Raw genomic sequence first — 15,067 nt, 5'->3', positions numbered from 1 at the left:
GAAACAAGATTTTTTAGCGACTGAGATTTATGCTATTTCCCACTTATCAATTTTTAGTATTTTTCCTAATTATTTTTAGCGCGATCGTCTCTGTGAAACCCCAAGTCGAGTTGTATAAAATTGTCTTGTTAGTTTCCAGTTTATTATTTTATTCCTTTTGGAGTTTAGACTTTCTCTTGCTCCTCGTTTTCTGTACTGTATGCAATTATATCATTCTCCGAGTTCTCTGCAACGGTAAATATAAAAAACTTGCTTTAATCTCCGGCTTAATTGTCAACATTGCCTATCTCGGCATCTTTAAATATTGCAACTTCTTTGTAACTTCTTTATTTGAGGTACTAAACCAGCTACAAATTCCAGCCAGCTTTCAAGTTGTGCAAATAATCGCCCCCGTCGGCGTGTCGTTCTACACTTTTAGAATGATTTCCCATTTAATCGACTGCTACCAGCAAAAAATCCCCTGTCCGAAATTTGTAGACTACGCCGCCTACATTACCTACTTTCCGCAAATTGCCTCCGGGCCAATCTCGCGAGCTCGCGAATTTTACTCGCAGCTAAATTCCCCGGAAAAGTACGACTATCAAATCGAAGAAGTTATAGTTTTGATTCTGTCGGGACTCTTCAAGAAATATACTTTAGCCAGCTTTTTGTTTAACTTCACTGACTTGCCATTCAAAGTCCCCCAGCAGTACAGCAGCATCGATTTAATCCTCGCGGCAATTTCCTATTCCTGTTTAATTTACGTAGATTTTAGCGGCTATTCGGATTTAGCCAACGGCATCTCCTGTTTGCTGGGTTTCAAACCCATTGCCAACTTTAATATGCCATACCGATCGCTCAGCCTGCAAGAATTTTGGAAAAGGTGGCACATCAGTCTTTCCGAGTGGCTGAGGGATTACCTTTACTTTCCCTTGGGCGGCAATAAATACGGCAAGTTGAGAAAGTACCTCAATCTATTTTTAACAATGGCGATCGGTGGATTGTGGCACGGCGCAGGTTTAAACTTTATTTTCTGGGGAGCAATTCACGGTTTAGGATTAATTGTCAACCATTTATGTAAAGATATCCCTCAAGCTATTCACTTTAAATTAGACTATGCCTTTCCCAGATTTGCTAAATTTTGCAGTTGGTTGTTAACATTTAGTTTTGTTACTTGTAGCTGGGTATTTTTCGGCACTCCCAACTGGGAAACAGCGGTGAGTTTTTTTGAGGGAATTTTCCATCCTGCCGTCGCAACTTTTCAGTTTAACTTTTGGCAATTGTATTTAGTAATTGCAGTCATCGGCGCGCTCAACTTTTGGGGCGATCGCCTCGCCAAACTATTGCAAACCGTACTGTCATTAAAAAACATTTTCTTTCGGGTTGTCTTAGTTTCCCTGCTCGTGTATGCTATCTTGATGTTGGGGCCGAGTACCGTTCCGCCTTTTATTTACTTTAATTTCTAAGAAATATGAAAGACCGGGAAATTTTGCTGATTGTTACTTCTGTAATTCTCACTTTAATATTTTCAAACTTATCATTATTTCTCAAAAGCTTTGCTTCAACTCCTTTCGCCAGTCCAGAAATTAAACAAGCCGCAAGCCAGATCGAAATAGACGGTTTCCGAAAATCCGAACAAGATTTTTGGAGCAAAATTAAAGATATTAACTTCGATAGTCTCCCCAAAGAACCAGAAATTTCTCCTGTCAAAACCGAAACAAAAGCGGCTGTTGAACCCCAAAAGCCTGCTAATGCTAAAAAACCAACCCCAGCTAAACCGAAGCTGACCAGACCTTATCGCAGATTTTTATTTATTGGAGATTCCGTAATGTTCGACTTAGGAATTCAACTCCAGTACACTCTTAAGAAAAAATACAATATCGCTGATACGAAAATTGACTACAAGGTCTCGACCGGATTAAATCGGATAGATTATTATGACTGGTATGCCAGAACTCGCCAAATTATTAATAATTACCAGCCGGATGTAGTGATAGTTTTGTTCGGAACCAATGACCGTCAAAATATCATTGATTTTCAAGGAAAAGGCTGGAGAATTATGACCAAAGAATGGCAAAAAGCTTATCAAGAAAGAGTTGAAAGATATGCCAATTTACTTGATTCGTCATCCGTGAGAAAAGTGTATTGGGTCGGTCAATCGATACCTAACAACTCTTCGTATCTCAAAGCTTTTCCGATCATGAACACGATTTATAAAAATGCGAGCAAATCTTCAGCCAAAATCGAATTTATTTCTACTTGGGAGACATTTGGACAAGCCGGAAAATTTGTTCCTGTAGTGGCTAATAAATCCGGTAAGCGAGGCTATGTAAAAAGTAATGACGGCTTGCACTTTACCTCCCACGGAGCTCAAATTATCAGCGAGTTAATCGTTGACCGAATGGTGAGCGACCAAATATTAAAAGCTCCGAAAAATAAATAACTCTAGTAGGTTGGGTTTCCTGACCGAACCTAAAATTTTGACATTTCACCGACTACTGCAAAATTATATATTTAGTTTGGTATGCAACTTGGCCTTGCTAAACTCGGTTTATAAGAAAAATCTGGGCTTTAGTCAGGATAAATTTACTCATGAAACCTGGTTCTTCGCTCCCTGTCGAGGACTAATATTGACAAAAAGCAGCAATAGATGTAATGCTGAATTCAGCATCAAACAACGCCGTCCATATCTAGCAATTGTCATGGCGACAAATTATGACGAGCAATCTGTGGAAAGTCGATCGCACCAGCATCCCTGAGTCAATAGAATGCAGCGGCACAGCGCTAATCTTTACTCTCACTAAATATACTCAACCTTGGCAAAGAATAAACACTGTTGAAAAAATCCTGCGACAGTGCGGGATCGAGCCTTTTGCTGAAGTTTTGGGCGTACCGAACAGCGGAATATTAAGGAGAAATATATCGGAACCCCTCAGAAAACCGCATCCGAATTTGCTGTTTCGCGCTTTGGCAATTCAAGCATTTGGGAAGGTGCGACATGGGCTGGTATCAAGTGAGATAGCGGCTAGAGCAAGCCATTTTAGCAAAAATCTGCTGGCGGCGTTAGAGGTGGAAGCGCGAGGGGGATCGACTCCTTTAATTCGATGGTCTGCGGCGGTTAGTATTAAGTCAATTTGGTTGGATGAAGCAGGACAAGGGCAAGGCAAGGAAGGTGGTGTAAATGTCACAATCAATGCAGGGGAAATTGAGCGACGGGTTGTAGAAGAGCAAATTAAAGCGTTAGCAAGCAACAAATTTGCTTTGGACGACAGCAGCAGAAATGACAGCGGTAAGGAATATGAGAATTGTCTCGATTTTTGGGTGTACGGCCCTAGCTGGCTGCTGCCGAACCTGCCAATGGATTGCGAGGAATATCTGTTTTGGATCGATCGAGTATTTGCTGCGATCGCAGTTACGGGCCCGTACAAATTGAGTGCCGAAAACGATGCAGCGGTAACAAAATTTTTGCAAGTTGCGGAAAATAATTTTAATGACTTGGAATTCTCCAAAATACTTGCCAAAATTTTTGAGTTCCTGCACCACCGGGAAGCGAGAGTCAAAAATCGAGCTGCAATTATTTTAGAACCTTACAAAGACAAGCTAGACCGAAAATCGGCGCAGATTCTGACAGCACTGGCATATAAATTTCATGTAGAATATCACCCCTTACAATCTCTGACTATTCCCGAAATTGAGGAGTGCAAAGCCTCACTGTATCTATGTAAAAATGAAATTGACGAGGTGTATAGTGAGGCTTTGTCGCTGTGCGGCGATCGGGATGTCGAGATGGCAAGTTTCTTGTCAGCTAAACAGAGGGAATACCAAAATACTGTAGACGAGCAGATCGACAATCTCAGCAAGTTAGTTAAGTCCATCATAAATTGCCAGAGTTTGTTAGATGCTAATAGGGAACTTTTGTATTTGACTGTAGATCGGCTGGAAAAATGGGATTACACCCTCGACAATAAACTGGCTGCGCACCGCAAAAAACTCCAAAACCTGAGCTTTGACAAAAGCACCTCCGAAAAGTGCATAAACCTCGACAATGAGCTCAATTATATCAGAGATTGTTTGCAGTCTACTTTGTATGAAATTACATCACATATTAACAGCAAAATTAGAGAGTTAGAACTTTCGGGGTCCAAAAATAGCAATACAGCAACAGATATGTTTAAGTGGACGTGGCTATTGTTCGCGGTGGGGTTTTCAGTAGGGCTGTTTTTGTATTTATCGGATTTAGTAATTAACTGGATATTCGGGGTCAGCTACACAAGCGAATTCCTAGTTTATTGGACTATTTTATTTAGTGTGATGGTAGTATTTTTGTTAGTATTAGCTGTATTCTTTTCGGCGCTCGCTGTTTTAGACCAGCGCCGAGAATCTAAATTAATTCCTCAATTTGATAGTTTAAGCCAAATAGGTAACAGTTTTTCTATTTTGTGGCAAAAAAGTTACTTGCAGCAGTTTGTACCGTCAGTGCGATCGAATTAAAAGTTTCAGTTGACAGTTGACAGTTGACAGTTGTGGGTACGACTGTTGTCAAAAGGACAACGGAAAAGGGAAGATAGTTTTTCCTTCCCCTTCCCCCTCTTAAGAAAGTTAGGATGCGGTTGTTGCTGCTACTTTCTGGGTGTTGCTACCTTGATTTGCCAGTTGAATTAATTCAACTTTATATCCATCTGGGTCTTCCACAAAAGCGATTACAGTTGAACCGTGCTTCATCGGGCCCGGTTCCCGACTAACTTTACCGCCGCGAGCTTTAATTTCTTCGCAAGTACCGTAAATGTCGTCAACCCCGATCGCAATATGACCGTAAGCATCACCCAAATTGTACTGTTCGACGCCCCAGTTGTATGTTAATTCCAAAACTGTAGTGTCTGATTCGTCGCCGTAGCCCACAAAAGCCAGAGTAAATTTACCGTCTGGATAGTCCTTTTGCCGCAGCAACTTCATCCCCAGAACCTCCGTGTAAAATTTGAGGGAGTCTTCCAGGTTGCCGACTCGGAGCATCGTGTGTAGTAGTTGCATTTACCTCACTCCAAATTTTTTAAGCTTTCATCTATTTTAGCTATTTCCTGCGGAAAAAACTCGCCCCTCAACCGTCGCAGTTGCCGCAGGTTGATAACTGTCTATTTGATTTAGCTTTGTACTTCCACCACACCCCGAAACATATTCATGCCGCACGTAAATAGGTATCGTCCAGGTTGGTCAGGGGTAAATTCAACAGCCGTTACCTGATTGAGAGGTAATTCTCGTACTATGTGAAAATCTGGTAACAACACTTTTTCGAGACAACTATTGGGGTCGCGCCTCAAGAAATTGAGCCGGACTAATTTACCCGCTTCCACAACTACAGTGGCAGGCTCATAACCCCCGTCTACAGTAATATTCAACTCTTGTATCCCCTGAATAGATTCAGCGTGCTGCCCTTTAGCTTTACTGAATAAAAACCACCACAATTCCAAACCTATTAATGTCAAACCACCTATTGTTACGCCAACTTTTAAACCTAGTGGCTGTTCAATGCTGCGGAATTGAGTCGTTGAAGTAGAATGCTGGACGGACATTTTGGAAGCTTGAACTCCCGATGCCATTCCGATCACAAGCCCTAAACTCGCGAGACTTCCCCAAATTTGACGATGCTGTAACATTTTTCTAATTCCTCCAAATTTAGGCAATAGATTTTGGGTTAAAATTCCGCAATCGCAAAGCATTACTAACTACAGATACTGAACTGAAAGCCATTGCTGCACCAGCGATAATTGGATTTAGCAGCCAGCCAAACATGGGGAACAAAATGCCCGCCGCGATCGGTATTCCAGCGATGTTATAAATAAACGCAAAAAACAGATTTTCGCGGATGTTCCGCATGGTGGCGCGGGAAAGTTTAATTGCTGTAACTATACCTTGCAAATCTCCTGAAATTAAGGTAATGTCGCTGGCGGCGATCGCCACATCTGTGCCGGTGCCGATCGCAATTCCCACGTCTGCTAAGGCCAAAGCCGGTGCATCGTTAATCCCGTCTCCCACCATCGCGACAATTTTTCCTTCGCCTTGCAGGGCTTGAATTTGAGCTGCTTTTTGGTCGGGTCTAACTTCGGCAAAAACGCGAGTAATGCCCACAGATTGGGCGATCGACTCCGCAGTCGCGCGGTTGTCCCCCGTCAGCATCGCCACCTCCAAACCGAGTTTTTGAAGTGCTTTCACGGCCTGCGCTGACGAGGGTTTGAGGGCATCAGCAATGCCCAGAATTGCCTCTATTTTGCCATCTACAGCCATCCAAACAACTGTTTTGCTCGCAGCTTCCAAAGCTCTCGCGCGCAGTTCCAGATATTCAGTATCGCAGCCTAGTTCCTGCATCCACCTCAGCGTTCCCAGGGCGATCGACTTTCCCTCCACAACCCCGCGCACGCCGCTTCCCGCGATCGCCTCAAAATTCTTAACATCCGTCCAATTAACCTCTTGAGAGTGAGCGTACCTCACAACAGCTTCCCCCAGAGGATGCTCCGAATTTCGCTCTACAGACGCCGCCAATTGCAGCAACTTTAACTCATTGCTGTCCGCCGTTCCTTTAATTGTCACAAAATCAGTTACGGTCGGCTTGCCTTCTGTGAGAGTTCCAGTTTTATCTAACACGATAATTTGGATTTTGTGAGCCAATTCTAAACTCTCCGCTCCTTTGATTAAAATCCCGTTTTCTGCACCTTTACCAGTTCCCACCATCACAGCAGTCGGAGTCGCCAAACCCAGAGCGCAAGGACAGGCTATAATCAGCACTTCCACCATTGTCACTGTAGCTAGAGTGAAGTTTCCAGTCGCGTTAAACCAGATAATAAAAGTAGCTAAAGCGATGGCAATTACTGCGGGAACAAACCAACCAGTCACTTGGTCGGCTAACTTTTGAATCGGTGCTTTTGAACCTTGTGCGTCCTGCACCATTTTGACAATTTGAGCTAAAAATGTATCTTTGCCAACTCTTGTCGCCCGAAACTTGAAGCTGCCAGTTTTGTTAATTGTCGCTCCGATAACTTCGTCGCCAAGCTGCTTTTTGACAGGCAAACTTTCTCCCGTAACCATTGCTTCGTCTACCGTCGAAGCACCCTCAATTACCTCTCCGTCTACGGGGATTTGCTCGCCGGGCCGCACCTGCACGATGTCGCCAATTTCCACTTTGGCGATCGGCACTTCCAACTCTTCCCCGTTGCGAATTATCCGAGCAGTTTTTGCTTGCAAACCCATGAGTTTGCGAATTGCCTCCGAAGTCTCTCCCTTCGCCCGATTTTCTAGGGTTTTCCCCAACAAAATTAAGGCAATAACGCTAGCGGCAACTTCGTAGTAAACGCCAGAATTCAAACCTTGGGCTGTGAATAAACCTGGGAAAAATGTCACAAATACAGAATAAAAGTAAGCAGCACTCGTACCCAAAGCAATCAGAGTATCCATTGTCGCCACCCGCCGTTTTAGGGATTTCCAAGCTCCCACATAAAACGATTTGCCGCACCAGAATTGTACGGGGGAGGTCAGGACTAATTGCAGCCAATAATTGTGCAGCCACGTGGGAATAAATGGCAGGTGCAAGCCCGTCATCGCCGGAATAGCACCCACAACCAGCAGGATGCTGATGATACCTGCTGTCCAGAGTTTCCGCTGCAAGGTTTGAGATTCAGATTTGCGATCGGCTTGTTCGGAATCATCCTCTGTGGCAGCCATTTCTGGAAGCGGCAAAGCTTGGTATCCCGCAGCATCAACCGCCGATTGAATTGTTTCTAAGTTGGTTTGCTTGGAGTCGTATTGGATGGTTGCTTGTTCCATCCCAAAATTGACATGACACTCAATTACGCCGGGAACCGATTGAATTGCTTGTTCGATAGAGGAAGCACAAGAAGCACAACTCATGCCCCGCAATTTAAGTGTGAGATTGTCCATATATGCACTCCTAAATTAGACAATTACCTTCTGTCTTTAAATAGCTGGATAGCCAGCAGATGCGATCGCTTTCCTAACTTCACTTTCCGGCTTTGCGGTTTTAATTGTGACCAATTTTGTCTTGAGATCCGCCTCAACCGTGGAGGCTGAGTCAATGTCTTGGACTGCTTTTGTTATTGTATTCGCACAAGCAGAACAAGCCATCTTAGGAACTTTTAGCTTTAAAGTCATAGTTTGAACCTCAGCAGAAACTACTCTGCTCAATAAATGAATTAACTCCATTGTAAAGTCTCCTGTACACTGGAGAGTCAAGGGAAATTGTGAAATAAATCAGAAATTCTGAAAAAAGTGGTTTGACACGCTACCCATAGGGGTAAGGCGCGCACTGTACACCCTACATAATTCGGTTGTCAGTCCTGTAAATCTTAAATGTGAGTGCGATCGGCTGCATAGTAATAATTCTTTACAAGTCAGATTAAAAAATTTCATCCTAATTTCATTTATATGTGAAAAGCTGAAGATAAATGGTCGTTTTAAGGATATAAGCTCTATGAAACAAATTTCATTAAAAACAGGCTTTGCAGCGCTGATATTGACCGCCACAGCCGCTTTAACCAGTGGAGTGCTTGCAGCTTGTTCCAAAGCCCCTTCCAGCGAAACTCAAGCCCCTAATGTTACGGCTGCAACCGCAGCAAACAACAAGCAAGACGCGGCACAAGGCGGCGGCATGGGTGGGATGAATCATGGCATGAATCACAATATGTCAATGGATTTAGGCCCTGCTGATGCCGACTACGATTTGCGATTTATTGATGGGATGACAGCACACCATCAAGGTGCTGTAAACATGGCAAAAGAGATGCTGAATAAATCAAAACGCCCCGAAATGAAAAAACTAGCAAATAACATAATTGCTGCTCAGAACCGCGAAATCAATCAAATGAAAGAGTGGCGAAAAACTTGGTATCCCAAAGCCAGCAGTACGCCGATGGCTTATCACGCTCAAATGGGTCACATGATGCCAATGACTCCCGAACAGATGCAAAGCATGATGATGAGCATGGATTTAGGTGCTGCTGACGACCAGTTTGATTTGCGGTTTATCAATGCGATGATTCCTCACCACGAGGGAGCTTTAGTGATGGCTGAAGATGCTTTGAAGAAATCAAAACGGCCGGAAATGAAGCAATTGTCTCAAGAAATTCTGAGTTCGCAAAAGCAAGAAATTGAGCAAATGAAACAGTGGCGACAAGCTTGGTACAAACAGTAATTTAGATCCCCTCAACAAAACGTGACCAAATCACGAAAATGAGTGACATTAATCACAGTAGCTCAAGAGTTCCGAAAATACTTGCTTCACAAAAGCAAGAAATTGAGCAAATGAAAAAGTGGCGACAACCTTAGTAGACAAAGTAATGTAGTTCGACTGTGGCTGTCAGCATTTGTCTGACTCCATCTCAGTGTCCGAAATTACCTACACATACTGTAGATAATTGAGCCACCCTACCTCTAAAGTAGTAGAAAGTTACGTAAGAATACTGTAGACAACGGCTCGACCCTACCTCTAAAGTAGTAGACCAATCAGCAAAAAGCTATATAGAGAGGGTAGTTCATGATCTTGAGCAGCTTGGAATTAAACACAACTTATAAATCAAATGCAGCCGTAGAGGAGCTAGTGAGCGCATTAACAAACGAAATTGAAGCGCAAGCAGAGATAAAAAAACCGGAAAAAAATCTACAGGAAAATCGCTTGTCATTAGGCGAAACTTATCTTCGTATTTTAGAAACCGGTGGGCATCTGGGCTGCTGATGCGAAATTTCATCCTAATTTCATTTGACGGTGAAATACTAGGTTGAGTAGAGCATTTCTAGCTCTCGGTCATTGCTTAGCGGTCGCTTCTTGGAAAATGCTAATAAGTAGCTTTACTTAAGTGTTATCACTTACTTACATTGGCAAAATACCAACCGTTAAACCTGTGGTACTCAACCTGATTTCAAGGACAAGGCCAACGATGATATTTCACAAATATGCTCAGTCTCCGGCAATTATTAGCAGCTTTTCTGGAATTTTGTTCAGCCTAATTTTGCTAACTTCTCCCGCCGCAGTTTTTGCCCACGCTGGCCACGGAAATGAATTTCACCAAAGCAGCGAAACACCTCAAACTCCTGCTGCTATTTCTGTGGATGCCGAAACAGCAAAACGGTTAGGAATTAAAATCTCCCCTGCCACCCGCCAGAGACTAGATATCGGCATCAAAACCACAGGACAAATTGAAACTTTGCCGAACCAAAAAGTAGAAGTGACGGCTCCTGTTGCTGGCAAAGTAGTAGAGTTACTGGTGAAGCCTGGGGACAAAGTATCAAAAGGTCAACCAGTTGCGGTTTTATCGAGTTCAGAATTAGGACAGTTGCGGGTTGAATCTCTCTCGAAACGTGCCGAAGCTGAGGCAGATTTGCAGCAGGCGGAAGGAGATTTCAAACTAGCACGAGAAAATTACGATCGCCAACTTCAAATATCCGCAGCAGAAATCGCCCAAGCCCAAACCCAATTGGCAGCGGTAACTAAGCAGTACCAGCAAGAACAAGAATTAGTAAACAAGCGTTCCGTGGTGCAAGCCGCTCAAGAAAACTATCAGCGTCAAGTTGAAATAGCGCAAGCAGAAATAGCGCGGGCAGAAACTGAACTGACTGTGGCTAAAGAACAGTTCGAGCGCGACAAAGAATTAGCGGCATCAGGGGCGATCGCACGGCGCACAATGCTGGAATCGCAAGCCCATTTCGCCGAAGCAAAAGCCACTGTTGCTAAGGCAAAAAGCCGTCCTGAAGTTATCAAAGCCCAAACCGAAATTAAACAAGCCGAAGTAGACCTGCCGATGCGGGAATTGCGCGAATCTCAAGGCAGAGTAGCAGAAGCAAAAGCTCAACTTACCAGAGCTCAGAGCCGCCGGGAAGTCCTAGAAGCTGAGAACCAACTCAAACGCGGCAAAACTGCCGTCGAAGTCGCTCAGTCGCGTATTCGCTTGGCTGACGCAGCCTATCAAGCGCGGCTGCAACAATTAGGAACTGTCGCCAACGATCGAGGACTCGTTACCGTAGTTGCTTCGATTTCCGGGACGGTAGCCGATCGCGAAATTACCCCGGGAGAGTCAGTAAACGCTGAAAAACCGTTGATGAGTCTGTTAAATGACAGTCGCGTTTTTGCCACAGCCAACATTTACGAAAAAGACCTGAATCAAGTAAAACAGGGTCAGGAAGTCAGGGTAAAAGTCGCTAATTTACCCGATCGCACTTTCAATGGAAAAATTGCCTTAATTGGGTCATCCGTGGAAGGAGAAACGCGGGTTGTGCCCGTGAAAGCAGAACTAGATAATATTAACGGCGAATTAAAGCCCGGACTGTTTGCTGAGTTGGAGATTTTAACCGACAAAACTGCCACAAATATTTTAGCAATTCCGAGTGCGGCGGTAGTGGATGTTAGCGGTAAAAAAACCGTTTACGTCCAAAATGGCAATGCTTATCAAGCTGTTGAAATTGAACTCGGTCAAACTGCTGGAGATTTAGTTGAAGTGAAGAGGGGTTTATTCGAGGGAGATTTGATAGTAACGCAGCGAGCACCTCAACTTTACGCACAATCTTTGCGGGGCGGCAGCAAGCCCTCAAAAGACGAGGCAAAAAAAGAGGCATCTCCAAAGGTAACAGAGGTTAATTTGAATAATTTACCCGTGTCTTTATGGTGGGCGGGGATAGGAGGAGGAGTTGCGATCGCATCCCTGACTTTCACAGCCGGCGTGTTGTGGGGAAATCGGCGCAAATTGCCAGCAATAGCAGCGGATTCTGGAAACTATGCCGCCAACAATAGTTTTTCCGCCTCTGCACCGACGTTGCAAAATGAACTGCTGTTACACAATGACAACCATCACGTTAAAACTCAAGAGGCAGAAGTCAAGAGTTTGAAGTAAACAATTGTTTGAATATAGCAACTAAATTTGCCAAAGTATGTATCTATTAACTCCAAGCTAATAAAATGTTCAGCACTATTCTTAGATGGGTAATTAACCGCCGCTGGCTAGTTGTTATCGCCACCATTATTATTAGTCTTTGGACATTGTATATCATCCCCCAAATGTCCCTTGATGTCTTCCCTCCTTTTGCACCCCCGCAAGTCGAAATTCAGACGGAAGCACCGGGTCTCGCGCCGGAAGAAATTGAGTCTTTGGTAACACTGCCGATCGAAAGTGCGATTAATGGAACTCCTGGGGTGACAGCAGTGCGATCGTCTTCGGCTGTGGGCCTTTCTGCGGTTAAGGTAATCTTTGATTGGGGAACTGAAATTTATCAAGCGCGGCAGTTGGTAACAGAACGGTTGCAGCAAGCTCAAAGCAAACTCCCGGCTGGGGTAGAAACACCGCAAATTTCTCCGACAACTTCTCCTGTCGGTACTGTTATCACCTATGCTTTTACATCAGAAACTACTCCTTTGATGGAAGTGCGCCGTCTGGTTGATTGGCAAGTCACAAATCGGCTTTTGGCAGTGACTGGCGTTGCTCAAGTGGTGGCTTACGGCGGCGAAGAAAGGCAGTATCAAGTATTAGTAAAACCTGCCAAGTTGAAAGCTTTTAATGTGTCGTTGCAGCAAGTTGCTGAAGCGGCTGCTGCTGCGAATGTTAACGCGCCGGGGGGGTATTTAATTACGCCGGATCGAGAAACTTTAATCCGGGGGGTGGGGCGGATTGAGTCTCTGGAAGATTTGCAGCAATCTGCGATCACCTCTGGCCACGGAACGCCGGTCAGAATTGGTGATGTAGCTGATGTCAAGATTGGTGCTGCAATCAAGCGGGGCGATGGCAGTTTTAACGGCAAAAAAGCTGTGATTGTGATGGTAAACAGACAGCCAGTTGCTGATACTCCGACAGTAACTAAAGCGGTTGAGGCAGCAATGGCTGAGGTGCAGCAAGCTCTGCCAAAAGATATTAAAGTTACTGTGACTTTTCGACAGGAAGAATATATTAATTCCTCGGTGGAGAATGTGCGATCGGCTTTAGTTGAAGGCAGCATCATCGTCACCCTTATTCTCATCCCGTTTTTGATGAATTGGCGCACTCTGGCGGTTGTTTTGCTGGATTTCTTTCTGACTTGGCTGTTGGCGCTGCTGGCGATGTATTGGCTGGGGCTGGGGCTGAATACGATGACTTTGGGGGGTTTGTCGGTGGCGATCGGCACTGCGATCGACGATGCGATCGTCTATGCGGAAAATACCTACCGCAACTTGAGAGAAAATACGTCTTCTCTTCATCCGCGCCCGGTGATGGATGTGATTTTTGACGGCAGTCAGGAGGTGCGCGATTCGTTAATTGGAGCGACTGTTATTGGGATTGTGGTGTTTTCTCCTATTTTTACTTTGCCCGGTGTAGAAGGTCGGATTTTTACGCCAATGGGGATTACTTATCTGGTAGTTGTTGTGATTTCTAGTCTGGAATCGCTGTTAATATCTCCGGCACTTTGCGCTATCTTGTTGCCTAACAAACGTATGAGTGCTGCAGAACCTTGGCTGCCGAGATTTTGCAAAAAAATATATCATTCTTTGATAAAATTGTCAATGCGTTATTCGGGAATAATTTTAGCTTTTGCTGCTGCTAGTATGGTGGCGGCATTAATTATTTTGCCATCCTTTGGACGGGTGTTTTTGCCGGAGTTTCAGGAGCAAACTTTGGTGAATACTATTCTGCTTTATCCGGGGGTGTCTTTGGAAACAACAGATAGCGCGGCTTTTGCTATTGAAGATGCACTTAAGGATGATAGCAGGTTTGAATACGTGCAAGTGCGATCGGGCAGAGCTCCGGGAGATGCTGATGCTGCGGGAGTCAATTTAGCTCACATCGATATCGGTTTGAGCGAGGAAGGGATGAAAAACAGGCCGAAAACTTTGGAGTCGCTGCGGCAGGAATTTGCTAGATTGCCGGGAGTTGCACCAAATATCGGCGGTTTTATTTCTCACCGGATGGATGAGGTTTTATCTGGTGTCAGAAGTCAGATTGCTGTTAAAATCTTTGGCTCTGATTTGGATCAACTTCGCAGCATCGGTGCCCAAGTTGAAGAGCAAATGAAAACAGTTGAGGGAATTGTGGATTTGCAACTCGAACCGCAGGTGCCAGTGCAACAAATTCAAATTAAGTTTAACCGCCAAGCTGCGGGTAGATACGGTTGGAAAATCGGAGAGCTTTCTGAAATAATTGAAACAGCTTTGAACGGCAAAGTTGTTTCTCAAGTTTTGGAGGTGCAGCAAACTTTTGATTTAGTTGTTTGGTTGCAGCCTGAAGCCCGAAATAACTTAGAAACTATTCAGAATTTGTTGGTTGATACTCCCAGCGGCAACAAAATTCCCCTGGCCCAAGTTGCTACTGTCAAATACGGTACGGGCCCAAATACGATTAATCGCGAGAATGTTTCTCGCTTGATTGTGGCGGCGGCGAATGCTAAAGGTAGGGATTTGCGATCGGTTGTGAATGAAATTCAAGCTAAAGTAAAACGAGAGGTGCCGTTGCCTTTTGGCTATTTTATCCAGTACGGCGGTCAATTTGAAGCTGAGCAAAGAGCTTCGCAAAATATTATCATATTTAGCGCGATCGCCTTTTTGGTAATTACAGTATTGATGTACTTGTCCGTCAAGTCAATTCCTTCAACTGCTATGATTATGATTAATTTGCCCATCGGATTAGTGGGAGGAGTAATTTCTGTAGCTTTGACGGGCGGTATAATTTCCGTAGCTTCCCTGGTTGGCTTTGTCACATTATTCGGCGTTGCTACCCGCAACGGCTTGTTATTAGTAGACAACTACAACTCTAAGTTTGCCGAAGGACTGCCTTTTAAGGAAGCAATTATTCAAGGCTCGATGGAACGGCTCAACGCCATCCTCATGACTGCTTTAACTTCAGCTTTGGGTTTAGCACCTTTAGTCTTAGAAGGCGGGGCGGGCAAAGAAATCCTCCAACCGCTGTCAGTAGTAGTTTTAGGAGGATTATTTACTTCTACAGCCTTAACTCTGTTAGTTTTGCCAGCTTTGTATGCTCAATTCGGCCATTTCTTACGACCTCAACAACCTCAGCCAGTTGTTGAAGACGGGAAGGTAGTTAATGTGTGATATTTTCTAATTATTGTCAGTTAG

11 protein-coding genes are annotated in these 15,067 nt (G+C 44.3%); 7 read left to right on the top strand and 4 right to left on the bottom strand.

The features are described from left to right. Positions 1–29: 29 nt before the first annotated feature. The 3 genes from QUA13_RS00650 (at position 30) to QUA13_RS00640 (ending at position 4,470) form a co-directional block, all read left to right on the top strand. Positions 30–1,445, top strand: coding sequence for an MBOAT family O-acyltransferase (locus QUA13_RS00650; protein ID WP_333195830.1), 1,416 nt, complete (start codon positions 30–32; stop codon positions 1,443–1,445). Positions 1,446–1,450: 5 nt separating this feature from the next. Continuing rightward, on the top strand, positions 1,451–2,422 hold the full coding sequence (locus QUA13_RS00645; RefSeq protein WP_333195829.1) for a DUF459 domain-containing protein: 972 nt from the start codon (positions 1,451–1,453) through the stop codon (positions 2,420–2,422). Between the two features lie 272 nt (positions 2,423–2,694). After that, positions 2,695–4,470 (top strand): hypothetical protein, encoded by a 1,776-nt coding sequence (locus QUA13_RS00640; protein ID WP_333195828.1) that lies wholly within the window; start codon positions 2,695–2,697, stop codon positions 4,468–4,470. Between the two features lie 108 nt (positions 4,471–4,578). Here the strand turns inward: QUA13_RS00640 and gloA are convergent, their stop codons facing one another. The 4 genes from gloA to QUA13_RS00620 form a co-directional block, all read right to left on the bottom strand. Further along, complete coding sequence (gene gloA / locus QUA13_RS00635) at positions 4,579–5,007, bottom strand: lactoylglutathione lyase (protein WP_333195827.1); 429 nt, start codon at positions 5,005–5,007, stop codon at positions 4,579–4,581. Between the two features lie 110 nt (positions 5,008–5,117). After that, the gene (locus QUA13_RS00630) at positions 5,118–5,630 is read right to left on the bottom strand and encodes a cupredoxin domain-containing protein (protein WP_333195826.1); all 513 of its coding nucleotides are present in this window, start codon (positions 5,628–5,630) and stop codon (positions 5,118–5,120) included. 19 nt (positions 5,631–5,649) lie between these two features. After that, positions 5,650–7,905, bottom strand: coding sequence for a heavy metal translocating P-type ATPase (locus QUA13_RS00625; RefSeq protein WP_333195824.1), 2,256 nt, complete (start codon positions 7,903–7,905; stop codon positions 5,650–5,652). 36 nt (positions 7,906–7,941) lie between these two features. Continuing rightward, entirely contained in the window at positions 7,942–8,136 is a 195-nt protein-coding gene (locus QUA13_RS00620) for a heavy-metal-associated domain-containing protein (RefSeq protein ID WP_333195822.1), read from the bottom strand. Positions 8,137–8,455: 319 nt separating this feature from the next. On the opposite strand from QUA13_RS00620, the gene QUA13_RS00615 reads away from it, so the two are divergent. The 4 genes from QUA13_RS00615 (at position 8,456) to QUA13_RS00600 (ending at position 15,043) form a co-directional block, all read left to right on the top strand. Beyond that, positions 8,456–9,175: a DUF305 domain-containing protein gene (locus QUA13_RS00615; protein WP_333195821.1), complete on the top strand. Its 720-nt coding sequence runs from the start codon at positions 8,456–8,458 to the stop codon at positions 9,173–9,175. 342 nt (positions 9,176–9,517) lie between these two features. Further along, a complete protein-coding gene (locus tag QUA13_RS00610; RefSeq protein ID WP_333195819.1) occupies positions 9,518–9,715 on the top strand; it encodes a hypothetical protein in 198 nt (65 codons plus the stop codon). 202 nt (positions 9,716–9,917) lie between these two features. Then, positions 9,918–11,864, top strand: coding sequence for an efflux RND transporter periplasmic adaptor subunit (locus QUA13_RS00605; protein ID WP_333195818.1), 1,947 nt, complete (start codon positions 9,918–9,920; stop codon positions 11,862–11,864). Positions 11,865–11,929: 65 nt separating this feature from the next. Beyond that, positions 11,930–15,043: an efflux RND transporter permease subunit gene (locus tag QUA13_RS00600; RefSeq protein ID WP_333195816.1), complete on the top strand. Its 3,114-nt coding sequence runs from the start codon at positions 11,930–11,932 to the stop codon at positions 15,041–15,043. Positions 15,044–15,067 lie beyond the last annotated feature (24 nt).

It is taken from the genome of Microcoleus sp. S28C3 (assembly GCF_036700785.1).
In the GTDB taxonomy this organism is placed as follows: Bacteria; Cyanobacteriota; Cyanobacteriia; order Cyanobacteriales; family Microcoleaceae; genus Microcoleus; species Microcoleus asticus.
This window is presented reverse-complemented; position numbering and strand designations above follow the sequence as displayed.